Below are 22,080 nucleotides of genomic sequence, written 5' to 3' on the forward strand. Positions count from 1 at the left end.
GCCAGTAACTTTAGTGTACTCTTTTTTTCAACATTTTCAACCCTAAAAATTCCTTGAATCTGCAGCTTTAGGCAAAAACAGAACTTAGTCTGAGACTAAATTCTGTTGGTGTTATGCAGTTTTCTCAGAGTAACTTCTGGAAGGACGGGAACTAGAACTTACTTTGAGAATTTACCGTTTAAAAAATATTTAATTTTTATAAAATTAAGTATTGACTTTATCAAAATAAAGTGTAAAATAATATTAAACAAATATTTAATCTATGTTTAAGGAGATGTTTATGAAAAAACTAGTCAACAATAAATTATTTCTATCTAGCTTTGTGGCAGACTTGATTTCCAACTTTGGAGATACGCTTTACTATCTAGCTTTGATGAACTATGTCCTGTTTCTACCAGATACCAAGTTTGCCTTGGCTATGATTACGGCTTCTGAAACTTTGCCGATTTTGGCAGGTCTCTTTATCGGGATTTGGGCAGATAAGACGAAAAATAAATTGGATACCATTCTTGCAACCCTGCTGGTTCGTGTCGGCCTGTATGCCCTTGTTGGCTTCCTAATGGGATTTGCCCCAGCCCTCTGGATTGTAGCAGTCGTATGTGTCATCAATTTCCTGTCTGATTTGGCAGGTCAATATGAAAATGGTCTTTATCTGCCTGTCAGCCTGCGGGTTGTGGCAGCAGAGGATCGCGAAACAGCCATGGCCTTCAAAATGACAGTCAAATCGCTCTTGCAAATTGCCTTTCAAGCCAGCGGAGCCATCCTGATTGGTTTTATGTCCTATCAACAACTTGCCTTCTTAAACGCTGGGACCTTCTTGGCTAGTCTTGCTATTATGCTAGTGATTCGTCCTGCTATCGCTAAACTATTGAAGGAAAATCCAATCCAGCAGGCCGAGCAAGTAGAAACTGAAGCTGGGATTATCAAGGGAATGCGTCAAAGTATAAAAGAATCTTATAAGGTTATCCAAAATATTCCTGTACTAAAGGCTTCTATCATTACCATTGCCAGCTTGAATGCGATTTTTACCGCCCTCTCACCATTAGCGATTCTTAATATGAAGGAGTTTCCAGATTTTGTTATCGCCAATGCGGGGACAACGGTGGCTTTGATTTCCATTCTCTTCTCAGTTGGGAGCATTCTTGGTTCCAGTCTAGGGATGGCTCTTTTCAAAAATGTTAGCTTGGTCAACCTCCTCAAGTTTTCGACTCTTATGCCTGTTTTACTTTTCCTAGGATTCTTTCTCCACAATATCTATGTGGTATTGACAGTTCTTTTTGTGACGGCTATGACTTTGGGCGTTTTTAATCCGAAAATGAATGCCTTGGTCTTAAATGAATTGCCAGAAGATAAATTGGCAACAGTTGGAGGGGGAATTGATAGTTTTTGCCAGATTGGTATGGTAGCTGGTCAAGCCTTGGTAGCTCTGCTGGTGACTGTGCTTTCTGCGACAAGTATTTCTCTCATCTTCCTCTTGCTTTCTGTAGGGTTGTTGGGCTATACTGTTCTTACAGGGATTAAGCCTGTAAAGTCATTAGTGAATACTTAGAAAGAAAACTATGAAATTAGATTACCGAGATTATAGAAGCGAGATTGTTGAAAAGTTTTTTATTCCTTTAATTGTCACGGAACGTGAGGAACCGATTGAGGCGGATTTTTCACAGAAAGAAAAAGACATTCTCAAAGATGCTTTGGAAATTCGAGATGAAATAGAGGAAAAACTGGCCGATTTTCGTCAGGAAGTCAACGAGGTCTTTGTTTGGGGGCATATCTTTAACATTTTGCATAGTCTTTATTTCTATCTCTTGAATGATGGGCAGGATCCAAAGACGGTTGAAGAAGCCTGTCAAATGATTGTAAAGCTGTCTCAAGAAGAAGTAGAAGAGACCATGCGGACCATGTTGGCATCAGAAAATGAAGGTCATCGCGAGAAGGACCTCAGCCTCATGGAACTTTTGGAAAAAATGGATAAAAAGCCAGCAGATAAGTGGTACTGGTCACTGGCTATTCGCAATCCTTTGGAAACTGTTGAGCGGTCTGTCCATCTCTTGGATAAGATGCTTCCAATCTATCAACCTTATTTTGAGCAGGCAAGAGCGGAGCGTGAAGCCTTTGCGCAAGAGTTTGATATTGAAAAACTCTATCGAGAATCCAAGCAGTTAGCCATGACCAGCCTGGATACTCTGGGTGTGGAAAATGCCCCATTCTTCGTCCTCAGTCCTTGGAATTATTGGTTTGCCTATTACGGCAATGAGCAGTTTGACACTATGAAAGTCGCTCTTTTGGCTTCCTGTCGAATTGATCAGATTATGCTGTCAAATGACGAGCTGGATCTGGATGATTTGACAACGGTTCTCAAGGTTATCAGCGATAGTACGCGTTATCAGGTCTTGGTGGAGTTGACCAAGCCCCATGCCAAGAGCAAGGATATTGCAGAACGTCTGGCTATTACAGGGGCAGCGGTATCCTTCCACACCCAAAAGCTGATTAACGGCGACCTGCTTCTCTTTAATGCCAAAGACAAGAATGTCAAATACAGTGTCAATCGGGATTTACTCCAACAGGTGATTGATAAGTTGAAAGAGGATTTTGATTTGTAAAAAAGCCTTGTAAGTTAGATCTTACAAGGTTCTTTTGTGCTTATACTCTTCGAAAATCAAAATCAGACGTTGTTGACTTGATTTGATGAACTTCAGATCTATCCGCATCTTACGGTCACGAACCAAGTTCGTCTAATTTCCGACCTCCAACAGTCTATTCCCAGACTGTTGGAGCTAGTCTGTTTTTGATTTTCATTGAGTATTAATGATTAACCAGCTGAGCAGTTGGCAAGTGATGATGGTGATAAGGAAGACTAACCAACCTTGCTGTATTTTGGTCAGGGCACTAGTTTCTAGGAAGAAAAAGCTGATTTCGACTGGGATAACATGGATAAAATAATAATAGCTGGCGTATTCTTTGAGAAATTGGAATTTTTTTTGGCGGAAGAGGTCTGTGGTCAGGGTCCAGGCGACTAGATAGGCTGTGAATGGAATCAGGCTAAATAGAAAGTTCTTATCGTAGCCCTGATTGAGATAGATGATTGTAGCCTCAACAGTTAAAAGAGCTATGCAGACAAGTAGTTTGTTTTTTTTGTCTGTATTGGAAAATGGGTTGATTGAGTTTGTCGGCTAGATAAAAGCCTGTCAGGACAAAAATCGGTGCGTAGAAGAGGCCGTTGCGGCTGGTGAAAAAGAAGGTTTTGTAGCTGTCAAATGCGGTCAGGAAAATCGATTCTGCCAGTTAGGAGGAGTAGGTTTCGACTGAGCCTAGAAGATATAGAAGGCAGGCTAGACAAGCTGTGATGCGCCAGCCCCATTTCTCCAAGGAAAAATGAACGAGGACAAGACCTAGCAAGAAGGCGGGCATGTACCAGAGTTGGTAGCTGGTGCCGGTGTAGGTTAGTCCGACTAGGAGTGCGAGGGGATAGTAGGGGAAGGGGATTTCTTGGAGTGTTAGGTAGATGAGGTAGAAGGGGAGGTAGAGGATGGACCAGGTCAGGTATTGCTTGCTGTAGCGGATCAGGTATTGTTTGGAGAGGCTAGGGTAGTTGCGTCGGAGGAAGAAGCTGGCTGTGACCATGAAGTAGGGAACGACTATGCGGCTAAAGATGGATTTTTGGATAAAGTGGAGCTGGTCTGCTTCAAATAGTCTGCGACAATGGAGGGCGATGACTAAAATAGCTCCGATGAACTGGATGAGGGAGAGCAGGGATGTATTGAGTGGTTTTGTCTTATTTTGCATGTTAATATTTTTCTTTTTTCTTTCATTTTATCGAAATCTGATGAATATGTAAATGTTTGCAAAAAGATGTGGAGAGGTGCTGGCTGAAACTTAGTTGACAAGAGAAGTCCAGTGGAAAATATGGTATAATGTTAGGACGGAGTAAATGTAAACCATCTATTTCGTTTAAGTTAGAAAGGAGCATATAGATGAAAGATTTACATGCAAAATTATTGGCTGATTTTGGGATTGATTTTTCGGATTTGAATTTATTAGAAACGGCTTTTACCCATACTTCTTATGCCAATGAGCATCGCCTTCTAAAAATTTCACATAATGAGCGCTTGGAATTTTTAGGAGACGCTGTTCTCCAGTTGATGATTTCCAAATATCTCTATCAAAAATATCCTGATAGACCCGAAGGTGAGATGTCCAAGTTGCGTTCGACCTTTGTACGTGAGGAGTCTTTGGCTGGTTTTTCACGTGCTTGTGGTTTTGATCGGTTTCTTCGTCTTGGTAAGGGGGAAGAGAAGTCTGGAGGGCGAAATCGCGATACTATTTTAGGAGATGCTTTCGAGGCGTTCTTAGGAGCTCTGCTATTGGACAAGGGTGAAAAGACCGTGGAGGAATTTATCCATAAGGTCATGATTCCTCGCTTGGAAAAAGGAAACTTTGAGCGCGTGACCGACTATAAGACTGCTTTGCAGGAAATTTTGCAGGTCAATGGTGAGATTGCTATTTCGTATCAAGTAATAGCTGAGTCTGGTCCTGCCCATGATAAGACCTTTGAAGTGGAGGTATCTGCTGATCAGCGTGTGATTGGTCGTGGTCGTGGTCGCTCTAAGAAATTAGCTGAACAAGCCGCCGCCAAAAATGCTGTGGAGGCTAGAGGATAGGTATGTATCTAAAATCAATTGAAATGCAGGGCTTTAAGTCCTTTGCGGATAAGACCAAAGTCGTCTTTGACCGTGGAGTGACTGCTGTTGTAGGGCCGAATGGTTCTGGTAAGTCCAATATTACAGAAAGTCTACGTTGGGCCTTGGGAGAGTCGTCTGCTAAAAGCCTACGTGGAGGTAAGATGCCCGATGTTATCTTTGCAGGAACGGAAAGCCGTAAGGCTCTTAACTATGCCTCGGTAGTGGTGACCTTGGATAATTCTAGCGGATTTATCGCGGATAAGGCTAAGGAAATTAAGGTTGAACGCCACATTTATCGATCTGGTGATAGTGAGTACCTGATTGATGGGAAAAAGGTTCGCTTACGGGATATTCATGACCTTTTCATGGATACTGGCTTGGGTCGGGATTCTTTCTCTATTATTTCTCAAGGGCGGGTTGAGGCCATTTTTAATTCCAAACCTGAGGAACGCCGTGCAATTTTTGAAGAGGCGGCAGGGGTCTTAAAATACAAGACTCGTAAGAAAGAAACAGAAAGTAAGCTGGCTCAGGCTCAAGGGAATTTGGACCGCTTGGATGATATTATCTATGAACTGGATAATCAGGTCAAGCCATTGGAGAAACAGGCACAAACTGCTAAGAAATTTCTAGAATTAGATGGTCAACGTAAGGAATTATACTTAGATGTTTTGGTGGCTCAGTTGTCGCTTGGTAAGGAAAAGTTATCGGAAAAAGAAGCCGAACTAGAGTCTGTCAAAACTGAATTGACTAGCTACTACAAACAGCGTTCTGAGCTGGAGCAAGAAAATCAGAACTTGAAAGAGAAGCGCCACCGCCTGTCAGAACAATTGGAGCGTGAACAGGCAGTTCTGTTGGATTTGACCAAGTTAATCAGTGATTTAGAGCGAAAAATTGAGGTCCATAAACTGGAATCTAGTCAAAACGAATCAAGTCGTCAAGAAGCGCAGGCGCGTTTGGAAAACTTGTTGACTAGACGAGAGCAGTTGACAGAACAGATTGAGCAAAAGCAAGAAACACTTGCGCAATTAGATAGTTCCTTGTCTAGCTTGAAAGAAGATATTGCTGCGGTAGACAAAGAAATTTCCTACTTTTCAGAAGATCCTGATCAGGTTTTAGATCATCTGCGTGAACAGTATGTTGCTCTGATGCAGGAAGAGGCAGAAGCTTCAAACCGTCTGACCAAGATTCAGCAGGATATTGCCAATCAAATCAGTCTTTCTGAGAGTAAATCTGAAGATTTGGCACGCCTGCAGACGGAAAAACAAACAGCTCAAGAAGTACTTGATAAGAGTCGGAAAAGTTTAGAAGAAGCTGATCACGTTTTACGCCAGTTACTTGAGAGCTATCAGACCCAAAAAACAGAATTAGATCAAGCCCAGACTGCTTATCAGGCTGAGCAAGGTCGCTTGTTTGATTTGCTGGATCAGTTGAAAGGCAAACAGGCTCGCCAATCTAGTTTAGAAGCTATCTTGAAAAATCACTCCAATTTCTACGCGGGGGTTAAGGCTGTCTTACAGGCGGCACCAAGCTTAGGAGGAATTATTGGGGCAGTCAGTGAACAACTGACCTTCGATACTCGCTACCAGACAGCCCTGGAAATTGCTCTTGGTGGTGCTAGTCAAAACGTCATTGTTGAAGATGAAGCGACTGCTAAACGAGCTATCGCATTTTTGAAAGAAAAACGGCAAGGGCGGGCAACCTTCTTACCTCTGACAACTATCAAACCACGTCAGCTTTCGGGACAGCAAGTCTCCTTACTAGAATCTTCCGATGGATTTTTGGGGCTTGCAAGTGAATTGGTGACTTATCAGCCAAATTTAGATGCGATTTTCCAAAATTTGCTAGGCACTATCGCGATTTTTGATACCATTGACCATGCCAATCAGGCAGCGCGGGCAACCAAGTTTCAAGTGCGTATGGTGACCATGGATGGAGCGGAAATCCGTCCTGGTGGAGCCTTTGCTGGTGGTAGCAATCGAAATAACAGCACGACCTTTATCAAACCAGAACTCGATGCTCTTTTAGGAGAAATAGCAGAGCTGTCCAGCCAGTTGCAGGAGCAAGAAAGCTTGGTTGCAGCTAAGAAAACTAGCTTAGACCAGACCAGAGAAGCCTTGGAAACGATTAAGGCTGAGGGGGAAGAAGCTAGATTGAACCAGCAGAGCGCAAGGATTCATCAGGATCAGGCAGAAAATAGACTGGCTCAGCTATCAGCCCAGTATGACCTGCAAATGAGTCAGGTTAGTCCGACCATTTTGACTGAGCTAGAAGAGGCTGCTGCTAAGGAAGAAGTAAATGTCCAAGCCTTGAATGAGAAAAAACTAGCCTTGGATCAACAAATCAATCAAGTCCGTGATAATCGCGACAGTATTCAAGAAAGCTTGCAGAAACTACAGACTCAGAAGAGTCAACTAACTTTGGAACAGGCTGAACTCACTAGCCAACTTCGTTTTGAACAGACAGATCTGAGACGCTTGCAAGAAGAAAAAGTGGTTGCAGATAAGGAAATTTCTCTTTTAGAGGATATGATTGACCAGAAGTTAGAAGCTCTTGAAGATACTAGTATTGAGATTCTTGAAGAACAATTGCAGGCCGCATCTGATAAGCAAAACCAGACCAATCAGATTCTAATTCGCTTAAAGTTTGAATTGGAAGATATTGATGGGCAGTTTGAAGACTTGGAAGAAAGATTGCAACAAGCTCGGACTAAGAATGATGATTTGATTCGTAAGCAGGCTAAGTTAGAGGCAGATTGTGAGCAAGCGGGCGATAAATTACGGACTTTACTTGGTAATTTGACTGAGCATTTTAAATTGAGTTTTGAAGCTGCCCAGTCTCAGGCCAAGAAAGTTGAGAATCTTGCAGTTGCTGAACAAAGCCTCAAAGATCTAGAAAGAGCTATTCGTGCTTTGGGGCCAGTCAATTTGGATGCTATTGAGCAGTATGATGAGGTTAATAATCGCCTTACCTTCCTCAATGAGCAACGGACAGATATTTTGTCGGCACGTGATTTACTACTAGATACTATCCATGAGATGGATGATGAAGTCAAAGAGCGCTTCAAGGTTACTTTTGAAGCTATTCGTGAAAGCTTTAAGCAGACATTCAAACAAATGTTTGGCGGTGGTTCAGCGGATTTGATTTTGACAGAAGGTGACCTATTGACTGCGGGTGTGGAGATTTCAGTTCAGCCTCCGGGTAAGAAAATTCAATCTCTCAATCTTATGTCAGGTGGCGAAAAAGCCCTTTCGGCCCTCGCTCTGCTATTTTCCATTATCCGTGTTAAGACCATTCCTTTTGTAATTCTCGATGAGGTGGAGGCAGCCTTGGATGAGGCGAATGTCAAACGTTTTGGTGACTACCTCAACCGTTTTGATAAGGAGAGTCAGTTTATCGTCGTGACCCACCGTAAAGGGACCATGGCGGCAGCGGATGCCATGTATGGGGTGACCATGCAGGAATCTGGCGTGTCCAAGATTGTTTCCGTTAAGCTGAAAGATGTGGAGAAATTATGATTAACAAAATTTACGCCAGTGATATGGATGGTACCTTTTTACGAGAAGACCATAGTTTTGATAAGGACCGGTTTCGTCGTATACTGAATCAGTTTAAAGAAAAAGGTTATTTATTTGTGGCAGCAAGTGGGCGATCTATGCAAAGCCTGAAACTTGTTTTTGAAGATTTTGTAGATGAAATCGGTTTTGTGGCAGAAAATGGTTCAATCGTTGAATATCAGGGGCAGACTATCTTTATGGATGATCCAATTAGTCCTGAAATCTATCTGCCGATTATCGCGGGTATTGATGCAGGTCCCTTTGGTAGCAGTCGGTCCATGGTGCTGTCTGGTCTCGAAAACTTTTATTTATTAAAAAATGCTGAGTCTCAGTTTTTAGAAGCGATGACGAATTATTACGCACATTTTCGATTGGTAGACACATTTGAAGAAGTTGGAGAAGAGATTATAAAAATCAATGCCAAATTTTCTCCTGAGGAAATGGACGATGCCAGACGATGGTTAAATGATACATTTGAAGGTGTAACGGCCATGACAACTGGTTTTGACAATATTGATATAATTCCAAATGGTTCAAATAAATCAGTTGGATTGAGTCATCTCTGTGCTCATTTTGGAATTGCCCGTCAGGATGTAGTGGTATTTGGTGATAATCAAAATGATTTGGATATGTTTGACTTTGCAGGTCTGGCTCTTGCGACAGAAAATGCAAGAGAGGAGGTGAAAGCTCGGGCGGATTTGATGATTGGTCATTGCAATGATGGAGCAGTATTAGCCTATTTAGAGGAGGAAGTAAATGGCAATTAAGTTGATTGCATTAGATTTAGATGGAACGCTTCTGACATCAGATAAACGGATTTCAGAAGCTAATAAAAAGGCCTTGCAGGCAGCGCGTGAGCGTGGAGTTTATGTAGTTCTGACAACAGGGCGTCCTTTACAAGCTATCGGTACTTTTCTAGAAGAACTAGATCTGCTAGGGGAGAATCAATATTCGATTACATTTAACGGTGGTCTAGTCCAGGAAAATACAGGTCGGGTTTTGGATAAGGTTGGCTTCACTATTGAAGATGTGCGCACCATCCGTCGTGTGACAAATGATTTGGACCTGCCTCTGGATGTTCTCTATGGTGGTGATGTCTATTCGCTACCATCAGCTCATGAATCACTTTATCTAACTTGTAATCCATTGCTTAATAAAATTGTGGCAAGTGATGAGGAAATGCCAGAAGATTTTGTCTACAATAAGGCAGTCTCAGCAGTAGATGCAGCATTTCTAGATGGACAAATTCCAAAAATTCCTGCAGAACTTCACGAGCGCTTCGAGATTTTCAAATCGCGTGATATCTTGCTCGAATGGAGTCCAAAAGGTGCCCACAAGGCAAATGGTTTGGCTAAGTTGATTGGACATCTGGGGATTGATCAGTCAGAAGTTATGGCCTGTGGCGATGAAGGAAATGATCTTTCCATGATTGAATGGGCTGGTCTGGGAGTTGCCATGGCTAATGCAACTGATGAGATCAAGTCTGCGGCCAACCTTGTCCTGCCAAAAACCAATGATGAAGATGGCATTGCTTGGGCCATCGAGCACTATGTATTGAATGAGGACTAGTATGGGATTATTTGATCGATTATTTGGACAAGAAAAACAAGAGGAGCAAGTCGCTCTTGTTGAAGAAGTGGAAAGGGAGCAGTCGGCTTCTAGCGAAGATACTGTAACTATTGAGGTTGAGTCAGCTAGTCAAGAAATGGAAGAGATCCAGTCTGAAGTAGTAGAGTCTGAATTGACTGCCGAGCAAGAAGCTCAGAAACAACGGACCTTAGACATGATGGCTCAATATTATGCAGCCAAAGAAGCCGCTGCGGCTCGAGTGAAGGAAGCGCAGGAACAAGGCTTTGACCCTGCTATTCAAACCAAGGTCAAGGAAGAGCCTGTTGAGGAAGTTGTTCCAGTAGAGCAAGAAAGTGAGCAGGACAAGTACCAGCGGACCTTGAAAAAGACCCGTACAGGCTTTGGGGCAAGGCTCAACGAATTCTTTGCCAATTTCCGTTCGGTTGATGAAGAATTTTTCGAAGAGTTGGAAGAAATGCTGATTTTGTCAGACGTAGGTGTGCAGGTTGCTTCTACTCTGACAGAGGAGCTCCGCTATGAAGCCAAGCTACAAAATGCCAAGAAGACAGATGAACTCCGTCGTGTTATCATCGAAAAATTGGTGGATATTTACGAAAAAGATGGTCAATTCAGCGAGCAGATCAATTTCCAGGATGATTTGACGGTCATGCTCTTTGTCGGTGTCAACGGCGTTGGGAAGACGACCTCTATCGGTAAGTTGGCCTACAAATACAAGCAGGCTGGTAAGAAGGTCATGTTGGTCGCAGCGGACACCTTCCGTGCGGGTGCGGTAGCCCAGCTGGTCGAGTGGGGGCGCCGTGTCGATGTGCCTGTGGTCACAGGACCTGAAAAATCAGACCCAGCCAGCGTGGTCTTTGATGGGGTAAAACGTGCCGTGGCAGAAGGCGTGGATATTCTCATGATTGACACAGCAGGTCGTTTGCAAAATAAAGAAAACCTCATGGCAGAGCTGGAAAAAATCGTTCGCATCATTAAACGGACTCTGCCTGATGCACCGCATGAAACCCTCTTAGCATTGGATGCTTCCACAGGTCAAAATGCCCTCAGTCAAGCCAAGGAATTTGCAAAAATTACCCCATTGACAGGCTTGGTCTTGACCAAACTGGACGGTACAGCAAAAGGTGGTGTCGTCCTTGCCATCCGTCAGGAACTGGATATTCCAGTCAAGCTGATTGGTTTCGGTGAGAAAATTGATGACATCGGAGAATTCAAATCCGAAGAGTTCATGCGTGGGCTCTTGGAAGGATTGGTATAGAAAAAAAGTCGTTAGTTCAATGAACTAGCGACTTTTGTGTTTTCATTTTTTCCGCAATAATGCTTCTATCCATTCGGGTGCGTAGGCAGAAGTACAGCCTTTTGGTACTTTCATGTCCACATAGACAGCTAAATCCTGACCGATTGCAAGGCCTTGTTCTAGATAGTCGGGATAGGCAACGGCAATCTCCACCAAGCACTGGTTCATGGTCCATTGGACAAGCGGTTCTGCATTCTGTAAATGCTGGCGAATATGGTCTAGAGTTTCTTCAATTTCTTGGTTTGAGGTCGTTTTCTTCTCAAAGTATTTGGCGCGAAGGAACCAACCAAGTCGCTGAAAAATAGCTTGGTCTTGGATGAGTAAGTATTCTTCCCAGTCTTTGCTATCCTTGCGTTTGCTAAGAATGATGGAAGCCAGCTTATCGAGGACGTTGACCGAAACTTGTTCATTGAGGCAAGTTTCTAAAGCAGTAGAAGTCAGCTGGTCAGGTTTTGTTTTGACAATTTGAATAGCTAAATATTGTGCCTCAAGGACACCTGTTTGCCAGAGTGGAGCAAACAAGTCCAGTCGATTTTTATAGGCCTTGGCGATAGCAGAAATAGCTCCCATCGGAACGCCGTAGTAGGGCTTAGTTTCGCCAATTTTTTCATAACGCTTGAGGGTGCCAGCATGGCTGGCTGCTTCAAGTTGGGTGAGAATAGTGTTTAATTCAGTCATAAATATCTCCGAAAAAAACTGGATTGCTCCAGTTTTCATATTTTTATTTCAACAAACCACGTTCACGATACCAGACGTCTGGAGTCCAAACCCACTTGCAACCGTAGCTTTCTAGCAAATCAAAGGCAGCCTCAGGTCCCATAGTTCCAGCTGGATAGGTGTGGAGTGGGACTTGGTTGCTTGCCCACAAATCAACAATGCGGTCAATCAAGCTCCAGCTTGCTTTAACTTCTTCCCAATGGCTAAAGTTAGTAGAATCACCATTTAGGACATCGAAAAATAGTTTTTCGTAGGCTTCAGGTGAATTTCCAAGAGCAGTTGCATTGTGGCGGAAGTTGAGTTTGGCAGGAGTAAGTGCAAAGTGAGAACCAACTTCCTTACCGTTGATAGAGAGCATGAAGCCTTCAGTTGGTTGGATGAAAATGGTCAAGACATTGGCCTCAGAAGGTTGACCAAAAATATCTTCCGCATGCTTGAAGGTGATGGTCACGCGTGTGCCCTTTTCTGTCAGGCGTTTACCTGTACGGAAGAAGAAAGGGACATCACGGAAACGGTCAGTATCAACGAAGAAGACACCTCCTGCAAAGGTTTCTGTCTGAGAAGCTTCGGCAATATTTGGTTCATCCAAGTAGCTAACGTAGTCTTTTCCGTCGATGGAACCTGCTGCATATTGACCACGGATAAAGTTGCGTTTGAGGTCCTCATCAGAAGGCTGACGAAGGTGTTGGAAGACCTTGATTTTTTCAGCGCGGACATCTTCCTCCTTAAAGCTGGCTGGCTTATCCATTGCTAGAAGGGAAAGAACTTGAAGGGCATGGTTTTGCACCATGTCTTTTAAGGCGCCAGAATGATCGTAGTAGCCCCCACGATCCTCAACACCAATCGCTTCAGCAAATGTAATTTGGACGTTATCAATGTAATCGCGGTTCCAAATATGCTCAAAAATGATATTGGCAAAGCGAACCGCAAAGATATTTTGCACCATTTCCTTGCCTAGGTAATGGTCGATACGATAGATTTGGTCTTCATTGAAGGCTGCTGCCAATTCATCATTGAGTTTGGTAGCTGTAGCAAGGCTAGTTCCGAAAGGTTTTTCAATAATCAAGCGTTCAAAACCTTGTCCATCAACGATTTGCTCAGATTTGAGGTGTTTGGCAATGGTTCCGAAAAATTCAGGTGCCATAGAGAGGAAGAAGACCTTGTTGTGCTGGGTATCGTATTTTTCACACAAGTCGTCCTGTAATTTACGAAGAGCTACATAATGTTCCGTGTCATTGACATCGTGGCTTTGGTAGTAGAAATGACTAGCAAATTCATGAGCTTGACGTGGTGTGTCAGGCAGATCACCCAGTGATTCAATGACGGTTTGCTCAAAAAATTCCTTGGTCCAGGGTCTGCGAGCTGTACCAATGACTGCAAAGTTTTCCTTGATGTGCCCAGCCTTATAGAGGCGGAATAAAGATGGGTAAAGTTTGCGTTTGGCAAGGTCGCCACTAGCACCAAAAATTGTAAACAATACATGTGATGACATAATTTCATTCCTATCTGTTGAGTATAGACACTATTATAGCATAAATTGTCAGAAAATTCACTTTTTGAATTGGAATTATTAGAAAACACGGTAAACATACGGGGAATCTGGCTGTTCAATCTGAACCATCGATTGCAATTCAAGTGTTGGGAGATTTTGTTTCAACGATGTGTGGTAGGAAATCTTGATTGTTCCTCTGGCTTTTACCCAAGTATTGTTAGTAAATTCTGTGGTAGCCCCCGTAGAGAGTAAGCCATATACCCCAGAATCAGCGATGCAGTGAATAATACCAAAGCGGAAAAGGAAAAATTGCTGGCTATTGTCAGGGTCATTGTAGACAAATCCAATCATTTCAATCGTTTTTCCTGAAAATTCCGTAGGATAGTCGTAGATTGCTTCCATCACTTCCATATAGTTTTCATTAGTAACGATAATGGTTTCTTCAGCCAAGTATTTATCAGCAATTTCACGCATCTGGTTTTGATAGGCAGATTTCGTAAAATAAATAGAAGTATCAGGCTTGAGATACTGAACAGTCGTCCCTTCTTGGTTTTGTGTGTTAGCATCGTTTTCTGCTGCTAGTGGGAAATGATAGCCCTTGGCAGCAACAGTTGTTGAATCCAGGCTTACCGTGGGAAAGAGCCAGGCTATAGCAAGAGGAATGAGCAATAGTCCAATGCTTGATAGTTTGGCAATTTTGCTTTTTAAATGGCTATGTATTCGAATTTCTTTTACCCAGACATACAATTGTACGATGGCAAGTATGAAAGATAAAACCATGGATAGATAGGCTAGATAGCTATAGTGCAGATTGATGTATTGGTCTAATTTTCCAGAGACATAAAGATACATGGTCATTTCAAAGTAACCTGCAAGAATTAAAAAACGAATCATACTACACCTCCAAGTATCAGACTATATCCCAAAATAACGAGAGTAATAGTAATGATAAAACCGGCTATAAATTTCCCCTTGAAATAATGTTTCATCATGAGCAAGTTTTTAACATCCACCATGGGTCCGATAACTAAGAAAGCCATTACTGGGGCAAATCCGAAGCTGGATAGTAGTGATGCACCAATAAAGGCATCGGCTTCAGAACATAGGGAAAGAAGAAAGGCCAGCAACATCATCAGTAAAATAGCTGTTAATGGACTGTGACCGATGGTAGTCAGGACAGCAGTTGGAATATAGACTTGTACGAGACTTGCAAAGAGACAACCAAAGACTAGGTAACGTCCCGTATCAAAAAATTCATCAATAGCATGAATAAGTGCGAAGCCAACTTTTTGCCAGCTGGTTTTATCTGAATAATCATGCTGGTGATGGTCAAACTTGCTTTCTTTAAGAATTGGTCCTTTTATGAAAAAACCAAGAATGATTCCCAATACTAGGGATACAATGATGGCTCCTAGGGCTCTATAGAAGGCAAAAAGTAAGGAATTGCCAAAAGCAGTAAAGGTTGCAAAAAGGACGATGGGATTAATCACAGGAGCCGTTACTAAAAAGGGAACAGCAGTATAACTAGGTACTTTTTTCTCTAATAGCCGATTGACAATAGGGACAATACCACATTCGCAAGACGGAAAAATGAAGCCGATAAAGGTTCCAAATAGAATGGCAAGAAACTTGTTCTTGGGAAGGAGTTTATGGACTTTTTCAGGGGTGATAAACACATCAATAAAGCCAGAAATCAATGCTCCAATCAACACAAAGGGCAAGGCTTCAATCATGATAGACAAGAAAATAGCCCCTGCCTGTAGGACGGAGGTAGGTAATTGATCAAGACCGAACATATTATTTTTTATCCTGATTCAAGTTGTTTTTCTCGGAATTTTCTTTTGATTTTGGATCAGGATACTCAATTTCTTCCAGTTTTTCAAATGAAGCAAATTCTTCCAGCATCTTTTCTAAATCATCTTGTCGTTTATAGGTTACAGCCATGGGGCACCTCCAAAAATTTTATATACACATTATACATTTTTTACTAAAAATTATCTAAAGGAATCTGTTTTTATTGAAGCGCAAATATAGTTCGCACCTTCAAATCATGATATAATATTCTTATGAAAACAAGAATATCAGAATTAGTTAGCGTGCTCAATCAATACGCTAAAGAGTATTATCAATTGGACAAACCTAGCGTATCAGATGCAGAATATGATACGCTTTATCGTGAATTAGTAGAACTGGAAACAGCTCATCCAGAACTGATTTTACCAGATAGTCCTACCCATCGAGTCGGGGGAAAGGTGCTAGAGGGATTTGAAAAATATAGTCATGTTTATCCTCTTTTTAGTTTGCAGGATGCCTTTTCTCGTGAAGAATTAGAAGCTTTTGACCAGCGAGTTCGCAAGGAATTTCCTCAAGCAACTTATATCTGTGAATTGAAGATTGATGGTCTATCTATTTCCCTGACCTATGAAGCGGGAAATTTAGTCGTGGGTGCTACACGTGGTGACGGTAGTGTCGGTGAAAATATCACAGAAAATCTCAAACGAGTGGCTGATATTCCTTTAACCCTACCCGAAGCTGTGGACATCACTGTCCGAGGTGAGTGTTATATGCCAAAGGCTTCCTTTGACCGTGTTAACAAACAGCGTCAGGAGGCTGGTGAAGCTGAATTTGCTAATCCGCGTAACGCAGCGGCAGGAACTCTTCGCCAATTAGACACAGGTGTCGTGGCCCAGCGTGGACTTGCAACATTCCTTTACCAAGAGGCTAGTCCATCTGAAGCGACTAGTCAGTCCGATGTGCTTCGCAAGTTAGATGCTCTGGGATTTGTGACCAACCACGAATATTGCTTGGCGGAGTCGATTGATGACACGTGGGATTTTATTGAAAAAATAGCAGAGCGTAGAGATGATTTACCCTATGAGATAGATGGTGTTGTCATCAAGGTAAATGATTTAGCTATACAAGAAGAACTAGGATTTACAGTAAAAGCGCCACGATGGGCAGTAGCTTACAAGTTTCCAGCTGAGGAAAAAGAAGCAGAAATCTTATCGGTTGATTGGACTGTTGGCCGGACAGGTGTTGTGACACCAACTGCCAACCTTAGTCCTGTTCAACTGGCAGGAACGACTGTCAGTCGAGCGACCTTGCACAACGTAGACTATATCGCCGAAAAAGATATTCGTATTGGCGATACGGTCATTGTTTATAAGGCGGGAGATATTATTCCAGCAGTTCTGAAAGTGGTGGATAAATATCGAAAAGAGCAAGAAATCATGCCTATTCCTAGTCATTGTCCGTCTTGTCAGAGCGACCTACAACACTATGAGGATGAAGTTGCCCTCCGCTGTATCAACCCTATTTGTCCTAGTCAGCTGATGAGTAAGTTGGAACATTTTGCAAGTCGGGATGCCATGAACATTGCGGGACTGGGTAGTTCAATCGTTGAAAAACTCTTTGGAGCAGGTTTGGTACACGATGTTGCTGATATTTATAAATTAACTGTTGATGACCTATTGACCTTGGAAGGTTTCAAAGAAAAATCGGCTGACAAGCTCTATCAAGCCATTCAAACTTCTAAGAGCAACTCAGCAGAACGCCTCCTGTTTGGACTAGGAATTCGCCATGTCGGCAGTAAGGCAAGTAAGATTTTAGTAGAAAAATTTGGCGATTTAGAAACCTTAGCATTTGCTGAACAAGAAGCAATTGCTTCGCTAGAAGGTCTTGGTCAGGTTATTGCTAAGTCCTTGACAACTTTTTTTGCTAGTGAAGGTGCGCAGCAACTTTTAGCTGAACTTAAGGAAGCTAAGGTAAACTTGACCTATCTCGGACAAGTAGTAGATGAAAATGCTGCGCTATCGGGTATGACAGTTGTACTGACTGGTAAATTGGAGCGAATGAAACGAAACGAAGCCAAAGCCAAATTAGAAGCTTTAGGGGCAAATGTAGCAGGATCAGTTTCTAAAAAAACTAATCTTGTGGTTGCTGGAACAGATGCTGGTAGTAAATTGACCAAAGCACAGGAACTAGGTATCGAAATAAAAGATGAGGCTTGGTTGGAGAGCTTGTAAAGGTAAAACGATGGAAGAAAGAAAACGTGCTAGACTAATATATAATCCGACCTCAGGTCAAGAAATCATGAAGAAAAATGTAGCCGAAGTATTGGAAATTTTGGAAGGTTACGGTTATGAAACTTCAGCTTTCCAAACAACTGCTGAGAAAGACTCTGCAAAAAATGAGGCTACACGTGCGGCACTTGCAGGCTTTGACTTGATTATTGCGGCTGGTGGAGATGGAACGATTAATGAAGTCGTCAATGGAATTGCTCCGCTTGAAAAACGTCCGCAGATGGCCATCATACCGACTGGCACCACCAATGACTATGCGCGTGCATTAAAAGTGCCCAGGGGAAATCCTGTAGAAGCAGCTAAGGTTATTGGTAAGCAGCAGACCATTTTAATGGATATTGGTTTAGCCAAAAATCAAAAAAATGGTTTTTATCAAGAACATTATTTTATCAACATTGCTGCGGCAGGTACACTTACGGAATTGACCTACAGTGTTCCAAGTCAACTTAAGACCATGTTTGGCTATTTGGCCTATGTGGTAAAAGGAGCAGAACTCCTGCCACAAGTACAATTTACACCTGTTCGTGTAGAGCATGACGAGGGCGTGTTTGAAGGCTCGGTTTCAATGATTTTTGTTGCCTTAACCAATTCAATTGGAGGGTTTGAACAGATCGTTCCAGATGCTAAGTTAGATGATGGTAATTTTACCTTATTGATGGTTAAAACAGGGAATTTATTTGAAATTCTGCATCTGATTCGTCAAGTCTTAGACGGTGGCAAACACATTGATAGTGATCTAGTTGAATACATAAAAACCAAGAGCCTATCCATCGAAAATCTGAACCCAGATAACCGTCTACTGCTCAATTTAGATGGAGAGTTTGGTGGGGAAGCCCCTGTACGTCTGTACAACCTATCAAACCATATAGAGTTTTTCGCAGATACAGATCTGGTTTCTGACCATGCAATCACTCTTGATACTGATCAGATGAATCGAGAAGATATGGCCAAACGATTCATTGAAGAAACAGACCATATCGATGAAGCTATTAAATAGGAAGAAAAGATGAAACAGTCTTTTCTTTTTATTTTGTAAAAATGAATTAAACGCTTACAATGGCGGTATTTTCTTGACAAATAGATGTTTTAGGAGTATCCTTACATGGTATTAAATTTTAAAAGGAGAATTCGTTATGAGTTTAGGCGCATTGGCCCTTGGATTGGCCTGTCTTGGTGTAAGTATCGGTGAGGGACTGTTGGTGGCTTCATACCTTAGTTCGACTGCACGTCAACCAGAAATGCAAAGTAAATTGATGGCTGGTGTATTTTTGGGTGTTGCCTTTATCGAGGGAACTTTCTTCGTAACCTTGGCTATGACATTTGTCTTGAATTAGTAGAAAATAGAGAAATAGAAAAGGGGGGAACCTCCATTGGAAGAACATTTAAGTCCAACCCTTACCCTTGGTCCCGTAACCTTTGACCTGACCATGGTATTGGTTTCTGTCATTACCATTTCCATTATTTTCTTACTTGTTTTTTGGGCTAGTCGTCGGATGGAGCTCAAGCCAAAAGGGAAACAGAATGTTTTGGAGTACGTTTACGAATTGACCATCAATTTTACAAAAGGGAATCTTGGCGATGCGGAAGCAAAGCGGTATTCCTTGTTCTTCTTTACAGTCTTTACTTTTCTTTTGGTTGCCAATAATCTAGGTTTGATGACCAAATTGGAAACAGCAGAAGGACATAATTTGTGGACTTCTCCAACGGCCAATATGGCTTACGATTTCGGTTTGGCAACAATTGCAACAATATTTTGTCATGTTGAAGGTATTCGTCGTCGCGGTTTCAAGGCGTACCTCAAATCTTTTGTGACACCCTGGGCTATGGCTCCAATGAACATTTTGGAAGAAGTGACCAACCTTGTGTCGCTTGCTCTTCGTCTGTACGGTAATATTTATGCTGGTGAAGTGCTTGTCTCTCTTCTTCTACAATTATCTCAACAAAGTGCACTTGCATATCCAATTGCCTTTGCTCTAAACGTTGTTTGGACAGCATTTTCTGTATTCATTTCATGCTTGCAGGGATATGTATTTATCATGTTGGTATCTATGTACTTAAATAAAAAAATTAGTGGTGAGAGTGAATAGGAAAGGGAAAGACAACTATGGCAACAACTATTACAATGCAATCTAGTACCATTCTTGGAAACTTTATCTTGGTAACAGCCTCATTTGCAATACTTATTATTCTTATTCGTGTTTTTGCATGGGATAAAATTACAGGTATTTTTGAAGAACGTGCCAATAAGATTGCGAACGATATTGATGCTGCAGAAGAAAAACTAACAGCAGCAGCGAACCTTGTTCAACAACGTGAAGATGAGTTGGTACAGGGACGTATTGAAAGTCAAAAGATTATTCAAGACGCGGTTGAACGCGCAAAACTAGAGAAAAAACGTATTCTTGAGCAAGCAGACGTTGAAATTCAAGGATTGAAGCAAAAAGCTCAATTGGAAATTGAAGCTGAAAAACGTGAAGCACAAGAAAACTTGCGTGTTCAAGTTGCTGAATTGGCAGTTGATCTTGCAAGCAAAATTATTTTGGAAGATTTGGACCAACAAGCTCATAGTAACTTGATTGACCGTTATTTGGACAAACTAGGAGACAAGTAGATGAACGCTAGAGAAAATGCCATCGTGCAAAAATATGCTCTATCATTTGTTGAAAAAGTCAGTGATCATGCAGATATTTGGGATATGTATGACCAGATTTCTGACTTGATTTCCATCATTCATGATAGTAAGCTGAATCGACTCTTGCTGTCAGCAACAGTGTCGAGAGAAGAAAAGGCTGACTTTGTAAGGACGGTACGTCAATCTAGTTTCTGGCAAATCAATGACTTGATTGAAGATGTTATTCGTGATGGTCATGCAGACTTGCTTCTTGAAACCCTTGAGCGTGTCCAATTACAAATCAGTAAATTTAAAAATGAATTTGAAGCCCGTGTGGTTTCGGTCTATCCGTTGACAGAAGCTCAAAAAGAGCGTCTCCGTCACTTGGTAGAACAACGATTTTCCTTGCGTGTACGCAATATCACGGAAGAACTTGATCAAAGTCTCCTCGGTGGTTTTATTGTAACGGTTAACCATAAGGTAATCGATGCAAGCGTTCGGACACAGTTGAAGGACGTTAGAAAAAAACTTTAGAAAATAGAAAGTGGTGTTCTTTTGATTAATGCACAAGAAATTAGCGCTTTACTAAAACAACAAATTGAAGGCTTTCAGCCTGACTTTGACTACACAGAGACTGGTGTCGTAACCTATATCGGTGACGGTATCGCCCGTGCGCAAGGTCTTGACAATGCCATGAGTGGAGAGCTTTTGGTATTTGAAAATGGCACCATTGGTATGGCACAAAACTTAGAAACCAACGATGTTGGTATCATTATTCTCGGACAATTTACCGATATTCGTGAAGGGTCAGTTGTTCGTCGTACTGGTAAAATTATGGAAGTACCAGTTGGTTCGGCTTTGATTGGTCGTGTCATCAACCCACTTGGTCAACCTGTGGATGGTCTTGGTGAAATTCGTACTAGTAAGACTCGTCCGATTGAATATCCAGCACCAGGTGTTATGCAACGTAAGTCGGTTAATGAACCGCTTCAAACTGGTCTTAAGGCGATTGACGCTTTGGTTCCGATTGGTCGTGGTCAGCGTGAATTGATTATCGGTGACCGTCAGACAGGGAAGACATCTGTAGCTATTGATGCTATTCTCAACCAAAAAGGCCAAGACATGATTTGTATCTATGTGGCTATCGGTCAGAAAGAGTCAACTGTTCGTACTCAGGTTGAAACGCTTCGTCAATACGGTGCTTTGGATTACACAATCGTAGTAACTGCATCTGCTTCACAACCGTCTCCATTGCTTTTCTTGGCTCCTTATGCTGGTGTTGCAATGGCAGAAGAGTTCATGTACGAAGGCAAACACGTCTTGATTGTTTACGATGATTTGTCAAAACAAGCGGTAGCTTACCGTGAATTGTCCCTTTTGCTTCGTCGTCCTCCGGGTCGTGAAGCCTATCCAGGGGATGTATTCTACTTGCACAGTCGTTTGCTAGAGCGTTCAGCAAAGGTTTCAGATGAATTGGGCGGTGGCTCTATTACAGCTCTACCATTTATCGAAACACAAGCGGGAGATATTTCAGCTTACATCGCTACCAACGTGATTTCAATCACGGATGGACAAATCTTCTTGAAGGACGATTTATTCAACTCTGGTATCCGTCCAGCCATTGATGCGGGTTCTTCTGTATCACGTGTAGGTGGTTCTGCACAGATTAAGGCCATGAAAAAGGTTGCAGGTACCCTTCGTATCGACTTAGCTTCTTATCGTGAATTAGAGGCCTTTACGCAGTTCGGTTCAGATTTGGATGCGGCAACTCAGGCAAAACTCAACCGCGGTCGTCGAACTGTGGAAGTCTTGAAACAGCCATTGCATAAGCCACTTCCAGTTGAAAAACAAGTTTTGATTTTGTATGCTTTGACAAATGGCTATCTTGACTCAGTGCCGATTGATGATATCTTGGCATTTGAAGAAGAGTTGTATGCTTATTTTGATTTGCATTATGATAATCTTTTGGATGTCATTCGTACAACCAAAGATCTACCTGATACAGATGAGTTGAACGCTGCAATTCAAGCTTTCAAAGACCAGTCTGTCTTTAAGTAAAGG

Annotated in this window: 20 protein-coding genes; 14 read left to right on the plus strand and 6 right to left on the minus strand. The window is 42.1% G+C overall.

Annotated features, from left to right (window positions below):
* The first annotated feature begins 280 nt into the window (after positions 1-280).
* Positions 281-1,549: an MFS transporter gene (locus tag ODU34_RS05965; protein WP_398578410.1), complete on the plus strand. Its 1,269-nt coding sequence runs from the start codon at positions 281-283 to the stop codon at positions 1,547-1,549.
* Positions 1,550-1,559: 10 nt separating this feature from the next.
* Positions 1,560-2,600: a helix-turn-helix transcriptional regulator gene (locus tag ODU34_RS05970; RefSeq protein WP_136671350.1), complete on the plus strand. Its 1,041-nt coding sequence runs from the start codon at positions 1,560-1,562 to the stop codon at positions 2,598-2,600.
* Between the two features lie 682 nt (positions 2,601-3,282).
* Here the strand turns inward: ODU34_RS05970 and ODU34_RS05975 are convergent.
* Entirely contained in the window at positions 3,283-3,783 is a 501-nt protein-coding gene (locus ODU34_RS05975) for an acyltransferase family protein (protein WP_398578411.1), read from the minus strand.
* Between the two features lie 188 nt (positions 3,784-3,971).
* On the opposite strand from ODU34_RS05975, the gene rnc reads away from it, so the two are divergent.
* The 5 genes from rnc to ftsY are packed head-to-tail and all read left to right on the plus strand — an operon-like array spanning position 3,972 to position 11,078.
* Positions 3,972-4,658, plus strand: a complete 687-nt coding sequence (gene rnc, locus ODU34_RS05980) for a ribonuclease III (protein WP_012028264.1) — start codon at positions 3,972-3,974, stop codon at positions 4,656-4,658.
* Positions 4,659-4,660: 2 nt separating this feature from the next.
* Positions 4,661-8,194, plus strand: a complete 3,534-nt coding sequence (smc, locus tag ODU34_RS05985; RefSeq protein WP_398578412.1) for a chromosome segregation protein SMC — start codon at positions 4,661-4,663, stop codon at positions 8,192-8,194.
* Complete coding sequence (locus tag ODU34_RS05990; RefSeq protein WP_398578413.1) at positions 8,191-9,000, plus strand: Cof-type HAD-IIB family hydrolase; 810 nt, start codon at positions 8,191-8,193, stop codon at positions 8,998-9,000. The genes smc and ODU34_RS05990 overlap by 4 nt, the downstream gene beginning before the upstream one ends.
* Positions 8,990-9,802 (plus strand): Cof-type HAD-IIB family hydrolase, encoded by an 813-nt coding sequence (locus tag ODU34_RS05995; RefSeq protein ID WP_398578414.1) that lies wholly within the window; start codon positions 8,990-8,992, stop codon positions 9,800-9,802. Before ODU34_RS05990 ends, ODU34_RS05995 begins: the two co-directional genes overlap by 11 nt.
* A gap of 1 nt (position 9,803) precedes the next feature.
* A complete protein-coding gene (gene ftsY / locus ODU34_RS06000; protein WP_398578415.1) occupies positions 9,804-11,078 on the plus strand; it encodes a signal recognition particle-docking protein FtsY in 1,275 nt (424 codons plus the stop codon).
* Positions 11,079-11,120: 42 nt separating this feature from the next.
* Here the strand turns inward: ftsY and ODU34_RS06005 are convergent, their stop codons facing one another.
* From ODU34_RS06005 to ODU34_RS06025, 5 genes are all read right to left on the minus strand, one after another.
* On the minus strand, positions 11,121-11,795 hold the full coding sequence (locus ODU34_RS06005; protein WP_136646952.1) for a DNA alkylation repair protein: 675 nt from the start codon (positions 11,793-11,795) through the stop codon (positions 11,121-11,123).
* A 43-nt stretch (positions 11,796-11,838) separates the two neighbouring features.
* Entirely contained in the window at positions 11,839-13,326 is a 1,488-nt protein-coding gene (gene zwf, locus ODU34_RS06010) for a glucose-6-phosphate dehydrogenase (RefSeq protein WP_044668739.1), read from the minus strand.
* A gap of 78 nt (positions 13,327-13,404) precedes the next feature.
* Positions 13,405-14,220 (minus strand): TIGR03943 family putative permease subunit, encoded by an 816-nt coding sequence (locus ODU34_RS06015; protein ID WP_136646951.1) that lies wholly within the window; start codon positions 14,218-14,220, stop codon positions 13,405-13,407.
* Entirely contained in the window at positions 14,217-15,122 is a 906-nt protein-coding gene (locus tag ODU34_RS06020) for a permease (RefSeq protein WP_136646950.1), read from the minus strand. The genes ODU34_RS06015 and ODU34_RS06020 overlap by 4 nt, the downstream gene beginning before the upstream one ends.
* 1 nt (position 15,123) lies before the next feature.
* A complete protein-coding gene (locus ODU34_RS06025) occupies positions 15,124-15,270 on the minus strand; it encodes an SPJ_0845 family protein (RefSeq protein ID WP_002936026.1) in 147 nt (48 codons plus the stop codon).
* 122 nt (positions 15,271-15,392) lie between these two features.
* On the opposite strand from ODU34_RS06025, the gene ligA reads away from it, so the two are divergent.
* From ligA to atpA, 7 genes are all read left to right on the plus strand, one after another.
* Positions 15,393-17,351, plus strand: a complete 1,959-nt coding sequence (ligA, locus tag ODU34_RS06030) for an NAD-dependent DNA ligase LigA (protein WP_136646949.1) — start codon at positions 15,393-15,395, stop codon at positions 17,349-17,351.
* Between the two features lie 10 nt (positions 17,352-17,361).
* Positions 17,362-18,405 (plus strand): diacylglycerol kinase family lipid kinase, encoded by a 1,044-nt coding sequence (locus ODU34_RS06035; protein ID WP_136646948.1) that lies wholly within the window; start codon positions 17,362-17,364, stop codon positions 18,403-18,405.
* Between the two features lie 136 nt (positions 18,406-18,541).
* The gene (locus ODU34_RS06040; protein ID WP_105106247.1) at positions 18,542-18,742 is read left to right on the plus strand and encodes a F0F1 ATP synthase subunit C; all 201 of its coding nucleotides are present in this window, start codon (positions 18,542-18,544) and stop codon (positions 18,740-18,742) included.
* Positions 18,743-18,778: 36 nt separating this feature from the next.
* Positions 18,779-19,495 (plus strand): F0F1 ATP synthase subunit A, encoded by a 717-nt coding sequence (gene atpB, locus ODU34_RS06045; RefSeq protein WP_136646947.1) that lies wholly within the window; start codon positions 18,779-18,781, stop codon positions 19,493-19,495.
* A 17-nt stretch (positions 19,496-19,512) separates the two neighbouring features.
* Entirely contained in the window at positions 19,513-20,019 is a 507-nt protein-coding gene (atpF, locus tag ODU34_RS06050; protein ID WP_024407434.1) for a F0F1 ATP synthase subunit B, read from the plus strand.
* A complete protein-coding gene (locus tag ODU34_RS06055; RefSeq protein ID WP_024400742.1) occupies positions 20,020-20,553 on the plus strand; it encodes a F0F1 ATP synthase subunit delta in 534 nt (177 codons plus the stop codon).
* Between the two features lie 3 nt (positions 20,554-20,556).
* Positions 20,557-22,077 carry a F0F1 ATP synthase subunit alpha gene (gene atpA, locus ODU34_RS06060; protein ID WP_044761584.1) on the plus strand — a complete coding sequence of 507 codons (1,521 nt, stop codon included), beginning with the start codon at positions 20,557-20,559 and terminating at the stop codon, positions 22,075-22,077.
* Positions 22,078-22,080 lie beyond the last annotated feature (3 nt).

The organism is Streptococcus sp. 2018WUSS126 (genome assembly GCF_044427425.1).
Lineage (GTDB): Bacteria > Bacillota > Bacilli > Lactobacillales > Streptococcaceae > Streptococcus > Streptococcus hashimotonensis.